Here is a 19,105-nt window from a genome sequence, read left to right as displayed (position 1 = left end):
GAATATAACAGTAGGTAATCTCCAAACCCTTAATTTATCAATCATTCCCAGTCTAAAATCTAAAATCTAAAATCTAAAATCTAAAATCTAAAATCTAAAATCCTATCACTTCCTCCCCGTGCGGATTGCCCACCTTACCCCGGCTTAATAAAAATTTTATTTTATTTTTTTCTACAGTGCCAGGACAAATGTAAATTCTGTGACAATTTGGTGTTGAAAAATTTGCTATTAATAAGATAAGCCGCCAAAATCCCGTAGCGTAGCGGGGCGTAAGCCATCGACTACAAAGAGGATAATTGAAGCACCTGCATTTCATCAACGCCAGCAAAGTAAAGCGTTTTTGGCTTTTTTGGACGAGCGACATTTTGGCAAAATAATACTTCTGGAGGATGACATGAACTATACATTTGAAATCCTGGGCGTATCTCCAACTTTAACATTTTTTAACCAGCAGCAGGAATTGCTGCAACAACAGCAGCCGTCTGGTGTAGAATACTTGGCAAACCGGAAGTGTACTCTCGATGCGTTTGTGGCATCCGTGGAGACAGTTTCTCCAGATCGCGGCTGGGATGTCGATCGAGTTGTAGACACTGTGATTAGTTTCTGGATGAACAACTCCGATAGCATCCACTATTGGAAGCACAGACTGCAGGATGCCGGCAGCGAAAACTTGTTAGTAGCCAGAGTAGGCGATATCAAGTCTTTGCAAGCTGCATTTGAATCGCTGCTGGGCGAATAGGAAAATCGGGAATTGCGAAAAAGTCGATCGACTTTTTCGCAAAAATCAACTCAACTGTCTATTCGCAATTCTCAATTCCCCTGATTCGCGACACGGAAGTCGCATACACAATAAGCTGTTTCTTCCACCTTCTACCTTCCATCTGCCTGATGCCTTCAACATCTGGCTAATGACTAATGACTTCGCAATTGGCAATTCCCAAATATTATGTCTCGTTCCAAAGCCCTGCAATCTTATATTTTTGTCCGCTTGCTCCTCGCACCGCTAATGTTGTGGACAATCACCACAGCAGTATTTTTGTTACTGCGGGCCACTCCGGGCGACCCCATAGATGCCATTCTCGGCTCACGAGCTCCCGCAGCCGCCAAAGAAGCAATGCGAACTCAACTCGGCCTCGACGCACCCTTGTGGGAGCAATATCTCAACTACATGAAAGACTTATTCAGTCTGGACTTAGGAACCTCCATCACCACTCGCGGACAAACCGTGTGGCAAATTATCGGAGATTATTTCCCCGCTACAGTGGAATTAGCAGTTTGTAGCATGGCCATAGCTTTAATTGTCGGCATCAGTATCGGTTCCCTAGCAGCATCTCGCCCCAACACTATTTTCGATGCTGCAGGCCGTTTGTTTGGCATTATCACTTACTCGCTGCCGGCTTTTTGGGCTGGTATGGTTTTGCAATTGATTTTCGCAGTGCAGTTGGGATGGTTTCCCTTGGGAACTCGCTTTCCCGTGACATTCCCCGCCCCCGAAGGCTACACAGGACTATACACTATTGACAGTCTCCTCAGCGCTAACCCTGGTCAGTTTCTCACATCTTTGCATTATTTGGCACTTCCGAGTTTGACGCTGGGGATTCTTTTGAGTGGCATTTTCGAGCGCATTGTCAGGGTGAATCTCAAGCAAACTTTGCAAGCAGATTATGTCGAAGCAGCTAGAGCTAGAGGCATTCCCGAATTGCAGATTTTATGGGCTCACGCTCTGAAAAATGCACTAATTCCAGTGATTACTGTCTTAGGATTGACTTTTGCTGCACTGTTGGGCGGCGCTATTTTAACAGAAGTTACTTTTTCTTGGCCGGGGCTGGCAAATCGCCTTTACGAAGCGATTAGCTTGCGGGATTATCCAACTGTTCAAGGTATTGTGGTGTTTTTTGCGGCAATTGTCGTAATTGCCAGCATTGTAATTGATATTTTGAATGCTTATATTGACCCGCGAATTCGGTACTAAAAATATTAAGGAAGAAGGGCAACGGATGCGCGACTGTGGCACTCTCGGCTTTTTCTACCTGTACTTTCTGTCGGCGCGAGATGTTTTATCCAGCGGTGGCCCTGTAGAAGCAGTTGTCAAAAAGATCGGCTTTTAGAGTGACGACACTTGGCGATTTATGGGCAATACTGGAGAAAATAAACTTCAACATTTGAGGAAACGCTGATGAGATTATTGCGAACAATCGCCGCTCTATCGGCGGCCTTGACCCCACTGATGGCTGAAGCTGTCTTTAGCCGTCCCATGCCGGGAACAGCCGATTTTCCCAGAGCCTCAAATCCCCAAGTAAATGTGCCGGTTTGCTTCATCGAAACTCCAGGCGGCACAACTTTTGATTTAGTCAGCTTGTGTGGCAGCAATGCTGCTCCCCAAAACGCTGCTCCGGCTGCGGGCAATGCTCCTGCAAATAACCCCAATGCAAGCACTCCGCCTCCTCCCCCGAACCCCAACGCCATCACCAGAGATGCTGTCGGCACGCCGATAACTACTCCTGCCGGCACGGCAAATCCCAACAATCCCAACAATGCCAATCCGGGAACTTCGCCGACAGGTACTCCCAACAATGCCAATCCGGGAACTTCGCCTGCAGGTACTCCCAACAATGCCAATCCGGGAACTTCGCCTGCAGGTACTCCCAATAATGTCAATCCGGGAACTTCGCCAACCACCAATCCCAACAATGTCAATCCGGGAACTTCGCCAACCACCAATCCCAATAATCTCAATCCGGGAAGTGCGCCTTATACCACTCCCAATAACAGTGTGTCTCCCACGGGTGGAACTGCTGGCGACAGCAACAGCGATTTAGTTCCCAATCCCAATCTCAATCTTCCGAGAGTGCCGCCGAGTTCCTTTGGCCCTGGAGGTGTTGCACCGACTAGAGATGCGATTGATGGCCCCCGCCAGTAATCGGCGAAGTGTGAGAACTTTCACAGAAACCGGGTTTCTCTGAAACCATCTCTTTTTCAGGGATTGTTCACCCACGAGAAAGCCGAAATATTTATTTACCTGCGTAATATTGCTCTTAGGTGCGATCGGCATATTTTGTAGCAGAATAGCGAAATAAAAGTTAAGCTAAGAATTTGTAGACCCTATGGGCCAAGCACTCTTTCAAAACTGGACAACCAGGTAGAAGCAGTGATAGATAGCTAGCTTTAATCCGTAACAGGATTAGCGATCGGCACAGGTTAAAATTATTACCAGGCGGGTGCTCGCCAGCTCCAAGTTCCCAAGCTAAACCATTAAACAGGCATATTTTTGTTAAGCCAGTGTGGTTGGGAAAGTACCGACTGATAACATTAGCGAGACCAAATTAACCCGATTATTCTGAGGCTATTTATGAGCAAAATATTTGTTTTAAATTTCAACAAAATTGCTCTAGACCCGATCGCACTTGAGGAGGACATCTAGTGTCAAACTTAGTTCAACGTTTAGAAATAACCGCTCATCCGCAACTTGAAAAATCCCTCGGCTATCGAGGAGATAGTCGCTGGGTAGCTTGGCGCTGGGAACCCGACATCGACCAACTTATTTCCAGCGACGGCAAAACAGTCGGCACTGGCAATAATATGGCTTGGCTGGTGTTTTTGCAGCACGATTTAGTCGATCCTGCGGTACAAGAGTACAACCTCGGCGAGGGCGATCGCTACTGGCTGCTTTTAGACACAGAAACTAGAAATCTCTACGTCGGCGAAGGGAAAATAGTTCAGAATCTGCTCGAACAGCCGGAAAGTTTAGGTTTATTGGCCTGTCTCGATGGCGGGAATGCCGATCGACAAACTGGTGAAACTTGGCAGCAAACCCTATCTCAACTAACAGCCAAACCAGTTGTTCGCCACCTGACAACTGCCCTTCCTTTCGGTATCGCGGCCGCTTTGATAGGTGCTTTGGGCATCGGAACCGGATTGTGGGTAGTGCCAGCCGTGCAGCAGAAAATCGCCGAAAAAGCGGCTTTTATTTCCCCAATTAGTTCTGCAGCCAACTGCGGGCTTGGCGGTTCCGACGATTTTTCAGCTTATATCGGTTCCTCAAGCGGAAACAAAGAACTTCATGTAATAGGCGTTTATGAAGCCAATGCGGATCACGGGAACCGAGATTTATCAAAAAGTGCGTTAGCGAAGCCCTCGCAGAGGATCGAAATCAAAGTAGAACGCCGAAACAAGCCCATAATTCTCGCACTTTCAGCCTATGAACCCGTGCAATGGAACATTACCGCAGAACCGGGCGCAATTATCGAAAAAATCATCGTTAACGGATACCACAACCAAACTGTTTCAGGAGTTTTGGGAATTCCGGTAGAAGAGCACAGCTACGAAGAAACGGGAGACTCTCTCGGCGACTTTATCTACAAATGGGGTGCTACCGCTGAAAGTAGCAATACTTCTTCCCTCGTGACTAAATTGGAACAGAGAAATCGCACAAGTTTAACTTCCTTTCAAGGATGCTACAGAGGTACAAACTTTAGTATTAATTGAATTCAGCGACAGACGCCGACAAGTTATACCATTTGCGATTTTTGGTTTGCGATTTGTGATTGGGAATGACTGATTCGATATCGTTTTGGGTCGCGGCCCTACAGTTCCATTAGACAAGATTAGACTTCTTTCATAAATCTTTGATTGATAGAGCAACCGCAGATTAAAAGCAGATAAACACCGATTAACGCAGATGCTTTTCCTGAATAGCTTATGACTTTGGCAATCTTGTCTATTGCAAAAATAGCTATGGCGGATATGTGGCCCATCCCACAAAAATCATTTTTTCTTGTGGGGTGTCCCGCCTGCACCAAAATTTGATTAAAAGAACTTTTGCAATGCAAGTCTATTCTTCTTTTAAACTGGTATTAAAATCTATCTTGCTAAAATCATAAAACCCGCGTCTGCGGGTTTTTGATTGAGAGTTAAACTTATTTGTATTTCTATGGTATGATATCCGGTGGCGTCATTACCAATTCCCAATTCTCACAATACTAATTAATAGATTTCTTATGAAATACTGGTACGAAACGCTTGCAGTAGCACAGCGAATTTTAATTGAATTGGGGAGGCGGCGACGCAGCTTAGTCTTGTGGAGTATTTTTCCAGTTTCTATCTTGCTAATTAACGGTTTAATTTTAAAAGAACGCGCGAATCTCACCACAGCAAAAGCCTTTGAAACTGCTGCACCTGCAAGCTTAGTAGGAGCAGCTTTATTTTTTAGCTGTCTCGGTGGTAGCGTAGCAACAGTAGTAGCAGAGCGAGAACAGCATACCCTCAAACGCTTGTTTATTTCCCCGCTGAGCGGCACTTCCTACTTTTTAGGAATTTTCCTGGCTCATAGTTGCATCGGCATCGGTCAGGTAATTTTAGTATATGCGATCGCCTCTTGTTTAGGAGCACAATTTCAAGGCTCTATCCTGTTAGGATGTGCGATTATTCTGCTCAGTATTGTATCTTATGTAGGTGTAGGCTTTATTCTTGGCACGCAGTTTGCGAGGCGCACCGAAGATGTCAACTCCCTAGTAGCAGCTTTCGGCGTTCCTTTGTTAATTTTAGGAGGCGCATTTTTGCCGACTTCGCTGTTTCCCAAAAGTCTGCTGGAACTCGCCCAGTACAATCCAATTTATCACATGAACGAAGCGCTGATGGGCGTGTGGGCTGAGGGCAAAGATTTGGCTGATATTGCCGGACACTTTTGGTATTTATTCATATTTTCTATTGCCATGATTGCAGGTGGATGGCTTTCTTATGGCAGGATGCTGAGAGTAGAAAGAAGACTTTAAAACTGATCTCATTATGTCGTAATTATTCATCTCTCTCTTCTCTGACTCAGCGCCCTCTGCGCTCTCTGCGGTTTAATCGTTCAAAAACAACCGTAAATATATAAAATAATACGGAGAATTAAAGCAGTGCTGCAAATAGAAAAGCTAAATAAGTCCTATGGCGAGCGTTCAGTGCTTAAAGATTTAACACTGCACATTCAAGCTGGAGAAATTTACGGTTTGCTCGGGCCAAACGGGGCGGGCAAAACTACAACTATCAATATTTTATGTAATTTGCTAAATGCCGACAGCGGCAAAGTTTCTATTAATGGCGAACCTGTTTCCGAAGCTACAAAATTGTTAATAGGGGTAGCGCCCCAAGAAAATTTGCTTTACAAAAGCCTTAGCTGCGAGGAAAACCTCAACTTTTTTGCTCAAATTTACGGCTTAGAGCGCAAACAGCGCCGCTATCAAGTAAGACACTGTTTGAAAGCAGTAAATTTGACAGATAGAGCTACCAGCCCAGTAGAAACTTTGAGCGGAGGAATGCAGCGACGTTTGAATATTGCGGTAGCATTGGTACACCAGCCTAAATTAGTAATTTTAGATGAACCGACAACGGGTTTAGATATTGAGGCTCGCTATGAAATTTGGGAGTTAATTCAGCGCTTGCAATCCGAAGGAATTACAATTTTGCTGACAACTCACTTGTTGGATGAAGCTGAGCGGCTGTGTCACAGAATTGGGATTTTAAAGAATGGCAGTATTGTGGCTGAGGGCAGTTTGGAGGAGTTGCAAAAACTGATTCCGGCTCAAGAAATTATCGTGGTAAAAACCGACGAAGAAGCTGAAGTCATCGCCCGCGCTAAACAATACAGTTTCATCCCCCGCCGCTACGGTAGCGATTTAGCTTTTTGGCTGCCGGAACGTTTAGAATTAAAAGAGATTATTTTGCTGTTCGACGGGATTTCTATTGACTCAATTGCTCGGTATCCGGTGCGTTTAGAACATATTTATGTTGAGGTGACGAAACAAAGCGAACAATGATATAGTGCGAGCGTCTCGCTTCTTGCGAACAGGCAAGATGCCTGTTGCACAATAAACTTAATGTCTTGTGGAACAGGCATCTTGCCTATTCTTGAAAAACTTATTGCCAATGGTGCAAGATGTGATATCTAACCGGATTTGATATTACACAGTCTTAGCCCACTCTATCCAAGTTTCTATCGGGCGGAAACCGACTGATTTGTAAAGCTTTGTAGCGCCTGTCAAACTGTCAGCATCGACGCTGAGTTTAGCTGTGTTTGCGCCCGCCGCTTTTAAGGAGTGCATACCAGCTAAAAGCATCGCTTTTCCTAAACCCATTTTCCGAAAGTCGCGCCGCGTACCCAACAATTCAATCCAACCGTCTTTTGTGCTGCTGCGGGCGTTTTTTTGGGGTTTGATTTGACAGTCGCAGAAAGCTGCAAATTTGCGTGAAGCGAAGCTATCCCGCAGGGAATCGCCCGCAACAGCAATTAAGTCTAATTCCGGCCGATAATTGGCGTCTTGCATCCAGTAGCGCACGGTTTCCGCAGTTAAATCGTGGTGATTCCAGTGATCGATAAATGACTGGTTGAACATTTCTACCCAAGGTTGGATGTCGTGTTCTCCGGATACGTGAGTCAGAGCAAAATCTGCGGGGAATTCGGGTGTGGGAATCGGTTCGGCGAGCGATCGGGCCATTGTCCAAAAATAGCGATCGACCTCAAAGCCCTGTTTTTCTAACAGTCGCATCTCATCGGTTTTGTCCTCCCGGCTGTAGGTACGCAATTTTGCCGGCAAATTCCGTTCTTTCGCGACTTCGCGCAGTCGATTTTCGCCCCATCTGATGATATCTTTTTCCAAACCTGCGCCACGGACATTTGGATGCACATAAAACCAGAGACAAGCGTCTATTTCCTCTGGAGAATCGGGCATATCTAGGAGTGCTAAACCGATCAGTTTGTAGTTACCATCTTCCCACAACTGCACGTCGCGGGCTTGGTCGAGTTTGGGTGCATCAAGTATTAGCTTGAGTTCAGTTGCTGAGACTTCTTCGCCAAGTCTATCCACTGCTTCGCAAGCGTCGATCAAATTTGCGATCGCGCACCAGTCAATTTCGCCCTTGTAGGAGCGGGTTGTTAAGATATTCATAAAAAACTTGCAATCCGTAATTTCGGACTGTTCCTCTTAAGTAGTATTGGCAAACAAGTACAGTAATTCAGACATTTTGGACAAACGTCAGTAACAGGCAAGATGCCTGTTCCACAAGAAATAAATACTCTTGTGGGGCGGGCAAGCGAGCCCGCATCTAAACTGTTTTTAGTATTTGAAAATGGTGTAGATAAAACTCAGAAACCTGTTTATATCACCCAGGCTTTCAGGTTTTATCTCATAGCGCAATCATAAAAATTGGTTTGCCTTTTTGGGCTAGTTTTGTATGTGAGTCTCAGACTAAAGGAGCGCCCAATGTTCGCAAGCAGCCTCCTCAAAGTTATCAAGGCTGGTGCTTGACTAACTGTTGTTTAAATAAATTTGATGAAGCTAAGTAAAGAAGTTGTCACCCCCACTGGGTAGTTGGTTTTTACTTTTGCTATGTTTGACAATAAATCCTGTTTCAGGGATTTGTTGCTCCTCCTGTTAACTCGCCCGCTTGGGGGAGGGGAGAAGTTGAACCTATTAAAAAGTTGCCTAGTTCAACTATAACCGCTGCGTTTCTTTTTTGCAAGTTTGATGTAATAGAAGTTCTGTTACTATTAACGGGAGCCTGGATTCGGCAGAAGCACCGCGCTTTTAACCGGCCGTAACTGTAGTTTTTATAACGTTTTTTCCGGGCTTTAGGATTTAATTTTATCCAAACGTTAAACTAACGTTAAACTGTTTTTTACAGATTAATATGAGGTAAATATGCTCGACAACCTCGATTTAGATATTTCCCTGGATAAAGAAACCTATGATGCCAAGATAGAAATTTTAATGAAACAGTTGCGATCGCTCCAACTGGCCTGCTGGGAAAAAAAATTGCCCGCAATCATCGTCCTCGAAGGCTGGGCGGCCGCCGGTAAAGGCGCGCTGGTCAAAAAAATGGTGGGGTACATGGACCCGCGGGGGTTTGCCGTCCACCCGATTTGGCCGCCGTCAGATGCAGAAATGGGCTATCCTTTCCTCTGGCGGTTTTGGCAGAAACTCCCCGCCCGCGGCAAAATTGGTTTTTTCTACCACAGTTGGTACACTCACATTTTAGAAGACCGATTGTTCGATCGAGTCTCCGACGCAGAAGTACCGACAGTTATCCGGCAAATCAACGCCTTCGAGCGGCAGATGGTAGATGACGGCGCGGCAATTGCCAAATTTTGGATTCACCTGAGCAAAAAAGAACTCAAGCATCGGCTCAAAAAACTAGAAGACGACACCTTACAAGCTTGGCGAGTGCGGCCCGAAGACTGGAAACAAGCCAAAAAATACGAAGAATACACAACTTTGGCAGAAGAAATGGTAGCCCAAACCGGCACGGGCCCCGCACCTTGGACGCTAGTAGAAGGCGATTGTCAACGCTGGGCGAGAGTCAAAGTTTTAACGCAAATGGCAGCGACAATTACAGAAGCCTTAGACAGACTGCCGATGCAATCTGCACCTGTGAAATTGCCGCCTCAAGAAAGCTTGCAACCCACCGAACCAGACTTGCTGGCCCAAGTAGATTTAACTCAATCGCTGTCGCCCGACGAATACAAACAGCAACTTCGCGAGGAACAAACCCGTTTTGGGAAACTGCAACAAAGCATCTATGAAGAGGAAATCCCCGTATTAGTGCTGTTTGAAGGTTGGGACGCCGCCGGTAAAGGAGGAGCAATCAAACGTTTGACGGACATCCTAGACCCCCGCAGTTACACCGTCAATGCCTTTGCTGCGCCGACGGACGAAGAAAAAGCTCACCACTACCTCTGGCGGTTCTGGCGGGAGTTGCCGACTGCTGGTAAAATCAGCATTTACGATCGCAGTTGGTATGGTAGAGTGCTCGTCGAGCGAGTCGAAGAATTTGCCACCGAACTCGAATGGCGTCGAGCTTACCAGGAAATCAACGAATTTGAGGAGCAACTCACCAGTTTCGGTTGTATCTTAGTTAAATTCTGGCTGCACATCAGTCCCGACGAGGAACTAAAGCGGTTTACAGACCGACAAAACAATTCATTTAAACAATACAAACTCACCGAGGAAGATTGGCGAAATCGGGAAAAGTGGAATTATTATGAAGTGGCGGTGAATCAAATGATTCAGCGCACCAGCACGCCGGCTGCTCCCTGGACGCTAATTGCGGCCGATAACAAGTATTATGCTCGTGTTAAAGTAATTCAAACGGTAACGCAGGCAATTCGGAATCAACTGAAGCGCCGATAAATTGGGATTGCTGAATCGGTAACAGGTAATGAGGAAAAAAAGCAGGCGACAGAAAGCAGACTTGAATTGCCAATTTCACCTGCGGCGTGCTCGATTCATTACCAATTATCAATCAACCATTACCAGTTATCAATGACCAATTAACTGTCAGCAATCGGTGACTGGAAGTAGCGGGCTTGCCGCCTGCAACCAATGGTTGATAGCTGACCGGAAGCGAGCATTAGGGTAAATGCGATCGGACTGCGTTATTCGCGAAAGTTAAAAACCCACCGATGCCCGTATTTCCTACCGCAGTTAAATTAGCGCTCGTTTCCAAAACTTCTGTACTAATTTATGAAGACACAGAATATTGCAAGATGCCAGAACTTTTAGCTCGCATTCTATTTCTATTCCTCCTGTTCTCACTGATCAAATCGTGGTGGGATCAATCAGGAGGCAAAGACAATCCGTTAATAGACCGGCTGCGCGTTTTGCTGCTGATCAGCCTTTTGTTCCTGGCTTTTTTCGCGCCAGACACGCCAGTCGGAGCAGCGATTTTCGGCCTCATAGCCTTCTTCTTTAAGCCGCTGGGTTTTTCGATCACCCTGCTGGTGATTGCATCGGCGCTGATCACCAACGGGGGCATCCGCAACCCGGCACCGAGAATGATCCTGGCAGCACTGCTAGTTTTGATCCTTTCGAGTATGCCAGTTGTCGCTTACTGGTTCGCCGATCAAGCTGAACGGGATGCCGCGGCTCGCACAGTTTGCTGCGACGAAACAGCAGCGGCGATCGTCCTCCTCGGCAAGGGAACCACTAACGGCCACACCGCCAACCAAGAAGGGATTCAAATGGCAGACACAGGCAATCGCCTGCCCTACGCTGCCGTTTTGTACAAAAAACAATTAGCACCTTTGGTGATTGTTACCGCCGGGCCCAGAGCAGATTTACAGAATTATACTGGCGAAGCAAAGGATATCGAGACTTTGCTGGCAAGCAACATGGGCGTGCCGCGTAACAGTATCGTTCTCGACGATAACGGCCGCAACATACGCACCAGCGCCGAGGAAGTGAGAAAGATCCTCGACAGCCGCGGCGTTGGGCGTAAAGTAATCCTGGTCACATCTGCGATTCAGATGCGCCGTGCCAGCCTAGCTTTTGCAAATATGGGCATCCAAGTAATTCCCAGAGCTACCGACTTCTACACTTACCAGCCCGTGTCAGGAGGGAAATCCAGATTCCGCTTAGACGCGGGAGATTTTTTGCCTAGTGCAGAAGCTTTGGTAACTACGACGCGAGTATTCGATGAATATTTCGGGTCTTTCTATTACTATTTGCGCGGCTGGCAGGCTCCCAGGGCTTAAAGTGGCGAGTTGCTGGTGTTTTTCTTAGGCAACAGCGACTGCTCCCCAGATTGGTTTAACATCTGATGAGAAGAAGACCTTTGTGGGGAGCTGTATTTTCTCATTCCGGCGGGGTCGCCGACAATTAAGTTTGCCATGACTACAAACAATACCCAAAAGATAACTGGCTCCCACTCGGATTTTTTGGGCTTTGCTTCTGGGGTTGTGACAGATTCGACGTTGACTTTGATATCTAGTTTGCCTTCAATTTCTTTGCCTTTGAGAACTCCGTCGCTGCACATACCCTTAAAAGTCAGGGGAGCTGGTTTCGGTGCTTCTGCTTTCACTTCATCTGCCATTTTTTTATCCTGGTTTTGGTGAATCCGGTTGGATAGTACATTCTTAAAGGTTCGGGGGTTTTCCGGACAGGATTTGGCGAACTCTGAAAGAATTAAGTTAAATATGCACCCCGCCCCTTACTGGGGCTTAAACATCAGAATCTGAAGGCATTTCAAGCTAGTGCTTGTTTGTTCTGGCTAGCAGCGTTCCCTTGAAGCTGCTACTTACCTATCTGGGTGAAGGGGAGAGTTTTATGCAAAGTACAGGTTTTTTATGAAAAATTTATTTGCTCCCAGCGGGCCGAAACGTCAATAGACCTCTTGCATAAGTCCTTTTAATCAAATTTTCGGACGATGCTCAGAGCAACGTCCCACAAGAAAAAAAAATTGTGGGACGATGCTCAGAGCAACGTCCTAATTATTTTTGTAAGAGGTCTAATAGCCTGAAGTTCTAGCTTGGTTTATCTCCCCGAAGAAGCCCAGTTTCTTCCCGCAGCGGGTTCAAGTGACGCAATTCTGTTAATAAAGGGGGTTTCTGGCACAATATCGCGCCAGGAATGCCAATCTAAAATTTAAAATAATCTAAATAATCGATCGTGAAAATATCCACCAGCAAACTATGTTGCCTGCAACCCGAACAATTGGCAGATTGGGCAAAAGAGGCAATAAATCGCAGTAAATCCGGTCAAATTCCCGCGTATATACCTCTCCTTGCACAAGCAGACAGACAAGGCTTTGCCGTGCAAGTGCGGGCAATTGACGGTCAAATTTTGAGCTGGGGTAGCATTGCTCAAACATTCCCGATGATGAGTGTAGTCAAGCCGTTTGTACTGCTTTATTTGCTGTGCGAGTTGGGCGAAAAAGCGGTTTTTGATTGCGTGGGCTGCGATCCTTCGGAAATGGCTTTTAATTCCTTAACTCAACTGGAAATAGATAAAGGGAAGCCGAGAAATCCGATGATTAATAGCGGGGCGATCGCCCTAGCGTCTTTGATTCCCGGTGAAAATGCTGTGGCGCGCTGTCAAAACTTGCGAACTTGGCTAAATCAACAGGCAAACAGTCAGTTATTTGTTGACGAGTTAATGCTCGATTCAGTGAAGGAAAACCCGAATCAAAATAATTGGAATCTCGCCTTAAGAATGGTAGAATCCGGTTATATTCAAAATGCGGAAATTGCTTTAGAAACCTATAATCGCGTCTGCTGTTTGTCGGGAAATGTGGAGGATTTAGCTAAGCTGGGGATGGTTTTGGTAAATAGTGGCGATCGCGAAATCTGGGAAAACTGCCGCACTGTCAAAGCACTGATGGCAACTTGCGGTTTGTATGAAGCATCCGGTCGCTTTGCGGTGCGGGTGGGACTGCCTGCCAAGTCGGGAGTTAGCGGGGCAATGCTTTCGGTAATTCCGGGCCAGGGTGCGATCGCATCTTACAGTCCGCCCTTGAATAAAGAGGGAAATTCTGTCGGCGGCTTATTTCTGTTGGAACAAATAGCTAAATTTCTGCGGCTGAGCGTATTTGATTAGATTGGGAATTGGGCATGGGGGAATTGGGAATTGGTAATTTGGCTAATCAATTGTCAGGTAATCGGTAGACAAGAGTGCCTAAATTTTTGAGCGATCGGCAAACCGCAGATTAAGGTGGATTAACACAGATTAACGCCGATGACCAATGCCCACCCTTCGACTTCGCGAGCGGGCAAGATGCCCAATGCCCAATGCCCACCCTTCGACTTCGCGAGCGGGCAAGATGCCCAATGCCCAATGATTAATGCTTTTCGCCCAAAATAGCATAAACCACAGTCTCTTCTTTTTTGCCGCGCAATTGAATCGATCCTACTTTTTGGCCTTCGTAGCGATCGCGCACGTAAGCAAAAGTCCTCGCCGTCACCAACAAATTAAAAGGACTGTCAGAAACAATTTCCTTATTCATCGCCTCCAATCTAGCAGCAACATTGACAGCATCGCCGATCACAGAATAATTCAAACGCCGGGAACCGCCCACGCTACCAGCAACTAACTGTCCGGTATGCAAACCAATGCCAAACTTAATTAAAGGTTTACGTTCACTTCTAAGCTGCTGGTTAATTTCGTGCAACCGTTCGTGCATGGCAATACAAGCCGCAACAGCATTCAAAGCATCTTGTTGAATTTCTGCATATTTGGTATGGCAAAAAGGCACCCCAAAAACTGCCATAATTGCATCACCGATGTATTTATCTACAACGCCGCCGTGATCCATAATACAGTTAGTCATCGCTTCCAAATAATTGTTCAACCAGGTGAGTAAATCTCGCGGCGGCATTTTTTCTGAAATCGAAGTAAAACTGCGAATATCCATAAACAGCACCGTTGCTGTAAGTTCTTGAGGTTCGAGTTCTCCCTGTTCAAATATCTCCGCTTTACGTTCCCAAATAAGCTGAGCTGTCTCTGGAGCGACGTGCTTTTCAAATAACCTCATCAACTGCTGCTTTTCGTACTGTTCCCGCAGTTGCAAAGCAGTGCCAGATAAAATGAGGGTGCCGATAGGTGCGGCAATCGGAACCCACCAAAAAAATAAGCCAAATAACAAAGCAGCCGCCGCAATCCAAATTATAGGCAAACCGAGAGCGATCGCAATTCTCTCTTTAACACCTCGGTTGCACAGAACCGAAGTGGTAAGCGGGCCAATCCCCAACAATAACAAAATTTCTAGCAGTATTGGCAGCCGCTGCAGCAAGCGTTGATTGAGCAAATTGTCAATCAACGCTGCATATAAATAAACCCCAGCCGTAGTCTTGTTGAGAGGTGAAGATATGGGGTCGAAACCGGTAGCAACTATGCCGACTAAAACTAACTTATTGGTCAGAACATCTGCGGGAATTCTACCTTCTACGACATCAACAAAAGCATAGGTAGGTAGATTTTCTGTTTTCCCTGGCCAGTTAACCCAGACTTTTTTTCCCTGCTTATTTTTTGACTGTGGGAGCAATACTGGATCTTGGGGATTAGCAGCATTGTACCTGTGAGTCATTACTAAACCGAAATTAGGAATCCCGTTGAGAAAGATTTTTGATTCGCGGGTAATACCGTCGCTATCGGCTTCTTGGCTGATGTGGCCGACACCTGCGGCGGCTGCTTTTAAAGATGCTACGGGTTCTTCTTTGATGGTTCTAGGGAGTACAACTTTGCCGTTGGTGGCAATTGCAGCGGCTAAAATATCATCTTTCGGACTTGGATCGAGGAAAAGAATGTCAAAACCAACGGCTGTGGGGGGGGATTTTTTCAGTGCTTCTAGCAGTTGGGCGTAGCGGTTGCGAGGCCAAGGAAATTTACCGTATTCCTGCAAGCTTTGGGGTTCGATCGCAATTACCGTAATTCTGTCATCCCACCCCTGATTTGGCAAAATTCCCGATTCTCGAATTTGAAATAGGGTTTTGTATCCCAAATATTCCAGGGGTTTCCACATTCCAAATTGCAGCATGGTTACAGACATTATACCTACTACTGCTCCTGTCATCCAGGGAGGATTTGTGGTTATATATTGCCGGATGCCGATCAGTTGATTTTGTTTGAGATGCTCGATCCATTCTTTGAACTTCATGCAATTAATTTGACGCAATAATTGACATCCGAGTCCGACCTTCGAGAGGAGTGCGAGTCATGAAGTTTTACAATACCGTAAGGGCGAAGCGTTGGCGCAAAAATTATTGATTTTGACTACCGACATTCACCCCAAAATGCTTCGCCCCTCCAGGAAATAATCAACCCAAATAAAACTTACGATCTACTTACGTCCTCAGAGACTGCCCGCGCACTTTACTTTTAGATAGGTTGTTTAGGGAACTGCGAGGCTGTAATGCCGTTCTGTGATTGACGGGCCTCGCACTACGATTTTGAGGCGGCGACTTGGAGGTAAAATTCCTTGGATTTTGAAGTTGCCCTTTCGATCGATCTTAATCTCTTCGTTGTTGACATAAATTATGTTGATCGGGTTAATTTGACCGCTGAGGCTATAAATATTGCCGCTGAGTCTCAACAACCTGCGGACTTTGAGTTTAGCTAGGCGAGGGCTGGCTGAGGGCGCCACGGGCGAGGTTTGAGGGAAAATTGTCGTGGCGTTGCCGCTGTTGACAACTACTTCTGAGTCGGTGCTGCCAGATACTACGACTGCACCTTCAATAGTTTCGACTGCGGTTTTGCCGTCGCCGACGCTGACGCCAAAGGAGGTGCCGCGGACTCCGGCAACGCCTTCTGGGGTTTCAACCCTGACTGGGGCGGTTCTGGCAGAACTTTTTCGTTGGGCAATTTGACTGGATTTGCCGAGTCCGCTGAAGGTATTGAGGGCGGCTATTTGGTTCGGCGGGATAATTGTTGAGGTGTTGGCTGCGGGAGTTGTTGCAGCAGTTTTGCCGATCGACAACCTGACTCGCCCCCTGCTGACAAAAATCGCTGTGTCTTTTTCGCCGCCTGCACTGCTTGACAAATTGGATATTCTGACTGCGGTTTTTTCGGCAACTTCCACGATGCCGGCGTTGTTGTCGATGCCTAAACGGGCTGTGGAATCAGGGCCGGTGATGATTTCGTCTCCGGGGGCGAGTAACCGATCGCCCACAACCGCCGGCCGCCCTTTAAAGGTTACTGTACCGCGAATTTCTTTGATTTCGAGCGATCGTCCGGCCGCTGTTCCCTGAGCGTTTATCGTCTCTGCTGGGGATGGATTCGCCGCCACAGTTGCCGGATTTTTGGGAGATTTTGAGGCTGTTGGCAGTGCTGGCGGTCGATCAACTGAGATAATTTTAGTAGCGTTCGACGGCTGTGTGGGGGATGGAGAGAGCGGACTGGCGATCGTCCCACGAAAGGGCGACAGACAGGCGAACATAGCTAAGGACAAACTTAGGAGCGGAATTTTGGTCGATCGCCCACACGTAAAAATTTTATTCATTATTTCAATTTTGTCATATTGAAGTTTGTAGACTTCATTTCCTCTAGCAGGCGCCCCAAATCCGGAAATCGTTCCATTTTTTCTGCCGTAAAACAGCAGCAAAAATAAACTTTATCAGCCTGAAAGTTTACCATTAAAACTTCTTTTTTTGGTCAGATTTTAGTAAACTGTTACAACATGGCACTTTACTAAAATCTGACCTTCGGGAAATTTGGCCAACCAGACTCAAAGTCCTTTACAGCATGAAAATTCGCCGTTGTCAACGTCAGAGAGGGCAGATTTATATATAGCAAACATAAAATTAATTACTGCTTTTGAATGCTTTTTGGCTTCTGCCTGAAGGATGACTAATTGGGGAGAAATCCTGTAGTTGTGGCAATTAATAAAAAGATTCTTTTTGCGAATCAATAAAAAATAATTATCTAAGTGGTGAACAGCCTCTGCCAGTGGAGCTTGCCGCTGTGGAACCTGATGAAGCAAACCCAAGCGAATCATGGTAGACGATCGACCAACTCCGACTAGAATACCGTTTTTTAGGGAAAGTTGGTCGAAATTTCGAGGGAAAATCATAGCGAGCGATCGGCCCGCTGGTGTTGCTGTTCCGAAGTAGACGCCAAACTGTAAAATGGACGCTTGTATATAGGTTTTGTAGAGCAGGAGAACAATTTCAGTGGCAATAGAAGTAGGTCAGAGAGTGAAGGTGCGCCGTCTCAGAGATCGGATACCTGCAAATATAGTGGGCAAGATAAAGGAGAATCCAGTAGGCACTGTTGACGGATTCAGAATGGTTGACGGTAGCGGAGTAGGCGTGGTTGTCAAGTTTGACGGTTTTGCGACTTGGTTCTTTGAAGATGAGCTAGAACCCGTTTAACAGATGTAGAAGGAAGAAGGAAGAAGGAAGAAGGAAGTTCGGCAACGGATTCTGTAACGGATGTAACGGATGTAACGGATGTAACGGATGTCAGTCCGATGGAAGAAGGAAGAGGAAAAATTTTCCCAATTCTTCCCCTCTCCCACTCTCCCACTCGCCGACTCTCCTCTTCCTCCACTCTCCTCTTCCTCCCCCACTCTGGCTGAAGGTTGCGCTTAAATGTTAAAGAGTAAGCTTTGGCAGTGAGAACAGAAAATGGCTTTGATTTTGACATTTTTGGGCAAAGGCGGCACTGGCCGCAGCACGATCGCGATCGCAACAGCTAAAAAATATGCCGCTCAAGGCAAGCGAGTTCTGCTGCTCGGCCAAGATCCTGGCCCTGCATTGGGTATTCTGCTAGGGACTCCCCTGACTCTCAGCCCCCAGGAAATCGCCCCCAACCTCAAAGCAGTTCAGGTGCAAAGCGCGCCGCTGCTAGAACGCAGGTGGGACGAAGTTAAACAACTAGAAGCTCAATATGTCCGTACTCCGTTTTTCAAGCAGATTTACGGTCAAGAATTAGGGGTGTTACCGGGAATGGACAGCGCGCTGGCGTTGAACGAACTTCGGGAATACGAGGACAGCAAACAATACGATGTAATTGTTTATGACGGCAATGGCGGCATGGATACGCTGCGGATGCTGGGAATGCCGGAAATTCTGAGTTGGTACATCCGCAGGTTCCGTCAAGCTTTGGTAGATTCGGATTTGGGGAAAGCGCTTTCACCTTTTATTCAACCGGTTGTCAGTACGGTGTTGACGGTGGATTTGTCGGGAGACAATGCTTTTCAATCTACTAAGCAAGTCGATAATCTTTTGGATAAGGGTAAGGAAGCGCTGGCAGATCCGAACCGCACGGCGGCTTTTTTGGTGACGACTGGGGATGCAAGTGCGATCGCAACTGCCCGCTATCTTTGGGGAAGTTCTCAACAAGTTGGTTTGACTGTGGGTGGTGTCATTGTTAATCAAGCATCGGTTACAGAAGCTATTACTGCCGAGTTTGATCCTTTGACGGCTGTTTCGGTTCCGGCGCACAGTGACAATAACTGGCAGCCACTAATTGATGCTTTGCCCGATTTTTCTCAGGCCGCAAAAGCTCCTCAACCCATTAACATCAACATTGCACAGCGTCAAGTTAGTTTGTTTTTGCCTGGGTTTGACAAGAAAGAAATTAAATTGATTCAATCGGGGCCGGAAGTGACGATCGAAGCGGGCGATCAGCGGCGCAATATTTTGCTGCCTCCGGCGCTAACTGGGAAATCTGTTACTGGTGCTAAGTTCCTGAATGGTTACTTGATTATTTCTTTTTAGGGTAAGGAACAAGATCGTTTCTAGTAAGGACTAAAGTCCTTAGTTTCCCGAAAATTATGTGGGTAGGGAGACGGCATTGCCGTATCCTCCGCGGCCAAAGTCAGGACACGGCAGTGCCGTTTCCCTACAATTAATCGA

General features: G+C 46.5%; 17 protein-coding genes. 12 read left to right on the top strand and 5 right to left on the bottom strand.

Going from position 1 to position 19,105, the window contains the following annotated elements; all coding sequences use genetic code 11:
* The first annotated feature begins 394 nt into the window (after positions 1 to 394).
* From QUA58_RS17370 to QUA58_RS17340, 7 genes are all read left to right on the top strand, one after another.
* Positions 395 to 739: a hypothetical protein gene (locus tag QUA58_RS17370; RefSeq protein WP_333255048.1), complete on the top strand. Its 345-nt coding sequence runs from the start codon at positions 395 to 397 to the stop codon at positions 737 to 739.
* Between the two features lie 207 nt (positions 740 to 946).
* Positions 947 to 1,972: an ABC transporter permease gene (locus tag QUA58_RS17365; RefSeq protein WP_333255050.1), complete on the top strand. Its 1,026-nt coding sequence runs from the start codon at positions 947 to 949 to the stop codon at positions 1,970 to 1,972.
* The gene (locus QUA58_RS17360; protein ID WP_333395028.1) at positions 1,941 to 2,108 is read left to right on the top strand and encodes a hypothetical protein; all 168 of its coding nucleotides are present in this window, start codon (positions 1,941 to 1,943) and stop codon (positions 2,106 to 2,108) included. Before QUA58_RS17365 ends, QUA58_RS17360 begins: the two co-directional genes overlap by 32 nt.
* Before the next feature lie 68 nt (positions 2,109 to 2,176).
* The gene (locus QUA58_RS17355; protein WP_333255054.1) at positions 2,177 to 2,920 is read left to right on the top strand and encodes a hypothetical protein; all 744 of its coding nucleotides are present in this window, start codon (positions 2,177 to 2,179) and stop codon (positions 2,918 to 2,920) included.
* A gap of 500 nt (positions 2,921 to 3,420) precedes the next feature.
* On the top strand, positions 3,421 to 4,485 hold the full coding sequence (locus QUA58_RS17350; protein WP_333395026.1) for a hypothetical protein: 1,065 nt from the start codon (positions 3,421 to 3,423) through the stop codon (positions 4,483 to 4,485).
* A gap of 512 nt (positions 4,486 to 4,997) precedes the next feature.
* The gene (locus QUA58_RS17345; RefSeq protein WP_333395025.1) at positions 4,998 to 5,771 is read left to right on the top strand and encodes an ABC transporter permease; all 774 of its coding nucleotides are present in this window, start codon (positions 4,998 to 5,000) and stop codon (positions 5,769 to 5,771) included.
* A gap of 126 nt (positions 5,772 to 5,897) precedes the next feature.
* Entirely contained in the window at positions 5,898 to 6,797 is a 900-nt protein-coding gene (locus tag QUA58_RS17340; RefSeq protein ID WP_333395023.1) for an ABC transporter ATP-binding protein, read from the top strand.
* 144 nt (positions 6,798 to 6,941) lie between these two features.
* Here QUA58_RS17340 and QUA58_RS17335 read toward each other — a convergent pair whose 3' ends face one another.
* Positions 6,942 to 7,925 carry a GNAT family N-acetyltransferase gene (locus tag QUA58_RS17335; RefSeq protein WP_333395022.1) on the bottom strand — a complete coding sequence of 328 codons (984 nt, stop codon included), beginning with the start codon at positions 7,923 to 7,925 and terminating at the stop codon, positions 6,942 to 6,944.
* Positions 7,926 to 8,678: 753 nt separating this feature from the next.
* Between QUA58_RS17335 and pap the strand changes: the two genes are divergently transcribed.
* On the top strand, positions 8,679 to 10,166 hold the full coding sequence (pap, locus tag QUA58_RS17330) for a polyphosphate:AMP phosphotransferase (protein WP_333255066.1): 1,488 nt from the start codon (positions 8,679 to 8,681) through the stop codon (positions 10,164 to 10,166).
* A gap of 272 nt (positions 10,167 to 10,438) precedes the next feature.
* Positions 10,439 to 11,509 (top strand): YdcF family protein, encoded by a 1,071-nt coding sequence (locus QUA58_RS17325; protein ID WP_333255068.1) that lies wholly within the window; start codon positions 10,439 to 10,441, stop codon positions 11,507 to 11,509.
* On the opposite strand, the gene QUA58_RS17320 is transcribed toward QUA58_RS17325, so the two are convergent.
* On the bottom strand, positions 11,506 to 11,847 hold the full coding sequence (locus QUA58_RS17320; RefSeq protein WP_333255069.1) for a hypothetical protein: 342 nt from the start codon (positions 11,845 to 11,847) through the stop codon (positions 11,506 to 11,508). The genes QUA58_RS17325 and QUA58_RS17320 overlap by 4 nt on opposite strands.
* 575 nt (positions 11,848 to 12,422) lie before the next feature.
* Between QUA58_RS17320 and glsA the strand changes: the two genes are divergently transcribed.
* Complete coding sequence (gene glsA, locus QUA58_RS17315) at positions 12,423 to 13,349, top strand: glutaminase A (RefSeq protein ID WP_333255070.1); 927 nt, start codon at positions 12,423 to 12,425, stop codon at positions 13,347 to 13,349.
* A gap of 241 nt (positions 13,350 to 13,590) precedes the next feature.
* Here the strand turns inward: glsA and QUA58_RS17310 are convergent, their stop codons facing one another.
* The 3 genes from QUA58_RS17310 to QUA58_RS17300 form a co-directional block, all read right to left on the bottom strand.
* Complete coding sequence (locus QUA58_RS17310) at positions 13,591 to 15,405, bottom strand: adenylate/guanylate cyclase domain-containing protein (RefSeq protein ID WP_333255072.1); 1,815 nt, start codon at positions 15,403 to 15,405, stop codon at positions 13,591 to 13,593.
* Between the two features lie 234 nt (positions 15,406 to 15,639).
* A complete protein-coding gene (locus QUA58_RS17305; RefSeq protein WP_333255074.1) occupies positions 15,640 to 16,746 on the bottom strand; it encodes a FecR domain-containing protein in 1,107 nt (368 codons plus the stop codon).
* A 225-nt stretch (positions 16,747 to 16,971) separates the two neighbouring features.
* The gene (locus QUA58_RS17300) at positions 16,972 to 17,316 is read right to left on the bottom strand and encodes a hypothetical protein (protein ID WP_333395020.1); all 345 of its coding nucleotides are present in this window, start codon (positions 17,314 to 17,316) and stop codon (positions 16,972 to 16,974) included.
* A 100-nt stretch (positions 17,317 to 17,416) separates the two neighbouring features.
* Here QUA58_RS17300 and petP point away from each other — a divergent pair, with 100 nt between their 5' ends.
* Positions 17,417 to 17,617: a cytochrome b6f subunit PetP gene (petP, locus tag QUA58_RS17295; RefSeq protein ID WP_172186826.1), complete on the top strand. Its 201-nt coding sequence runs from the start codon at positions 17,417 to 17,419 to the stop codon at positions 17,615 to 17,617.
* Between the two features lie 255 nt (positions 17,618 to 17,872).
* Positions 17,873 to 18,967 carry a Get3/ArsA fold putative tail anchor-mediating ATPase NosAFP gene (locus tag QUA58_RS17290; protein ID WP_333395019.1) on the top strand — a complete coding sequence of 365 codons (1,095 nt, stop codon included), beginning with the start codon at positions 17,873 to 17,875 and terminating at the stop codon, positions 18,965 to 18,967.
* Positions 18,968 to 19,105: the final 138 nt, after the last annotated feature.

Source organism: Microcoleus sp. N9_A1, from assembly GCF_036701795.1.
Taxonomy (GTDB): Bacteria; Cyanobacteriota; Cyanobacteriia; order Cyanobacteriales; family Microcoleaceae; genus Microcoleus.
Note: the sequence above shows the minus strand (reverse complement) of the source record. Positions and strands in the feature narration are given on the sequence as shown.

Excerpts from the sequence above, each read along its gene's own strand:
- QUA58_RS17360 (WP_333395028.1), top strand. The coding sequence starts at position 1,941 with ATGCTTATATTGACCCGCGAATTCGGTACTAAAAATATTAAGGAAGAA.
- QUA58_RS17365 (WP_333255050.1), top strand. The coding sequence starts at position 947 with ATGTCTCGTTCCAAAGCCCTGCAATCTTATATTTTTGTCCGCTTGCTC.
- QUA58_RS17345 (WP_333395025.1), top strand. The coding sequence starts at position 4,998 with ATGAAATACTGGTACGAAACGCTTGCAGTAGCACAGCGAATTTTAATT.
- QUA58_RS17335 (WP_333395022.1), bottom strand. The coding sequence starts at position 7,925 with ATGAATATCTTAACAACCCGCTCCTACAAGGGCGAAATTGACTGGTGC.
- QUA58_RS17355 (WP_333255054.1), top strand. The coding sequence starts at position 2,177 with ATGAGATTATTGCGAACAATCGCCGCTCTATCGGCGGCCTTGACCCCA.
- QUA58_RS17310 (WP_333255072.1), bottom strand. The coding sequence starts at position 15,405 with ATGAAGTTCAAAGAATGGATCGAGCATCTCAAACAAAATCAACTGATC.
- QUA58_RS17305 (WP_333255074.1), bottom strand. The coding sequence starts at position 16,746 with ATGAATAAAATTTTTACGTGTGGGCGATCGACCAAAATTCCGCTCCTA.
- QUA58_RS17370 (WP_333255048.1), top strand. The coding sequence starts at position 395 with ATGAACTATACATTTGAAATCCTGGGCGTATCTCCAACTTTAACATTT.
- pap (WP_333255066.1), top strand. The coding sequence starts at position 8,679 with ATGCTCGACAACCTCGATTTAGATATTTCCCTGGATAAAGAAACCTAT.
- QUA58_RS17325 (WP_333255068.1), top strand. The coding sequence starts at position 10,439 with ATGCCCGTATTTCCTACCGCAGTTAAATTAGCGCTCGTTTCCAAAACT.
- QUA58_RS17290 (WP_333395019.1), top strand. The coding sequence starts at position 17,873 with ATGGCTTTGATTTTGACATTTTTGGGCAAAGGCGGCACTGGCCGCAGC.
- QUA58_RS17320 (WP_333255069.1), bottom strand. The coding sequence starts at position 11,847 with ATGGCAGATGAAGTGAAAGCAGAAGCACCGAAACCAGCTCCCCTGACT.
- QUA58_RS17300 (WP_333395020.1), bottom strand. The coding sequence starts at position 17,316 with ATGATTTTCCCTCGAAATTTCGACCAACTTTCCCTAAAAAACGGTATT.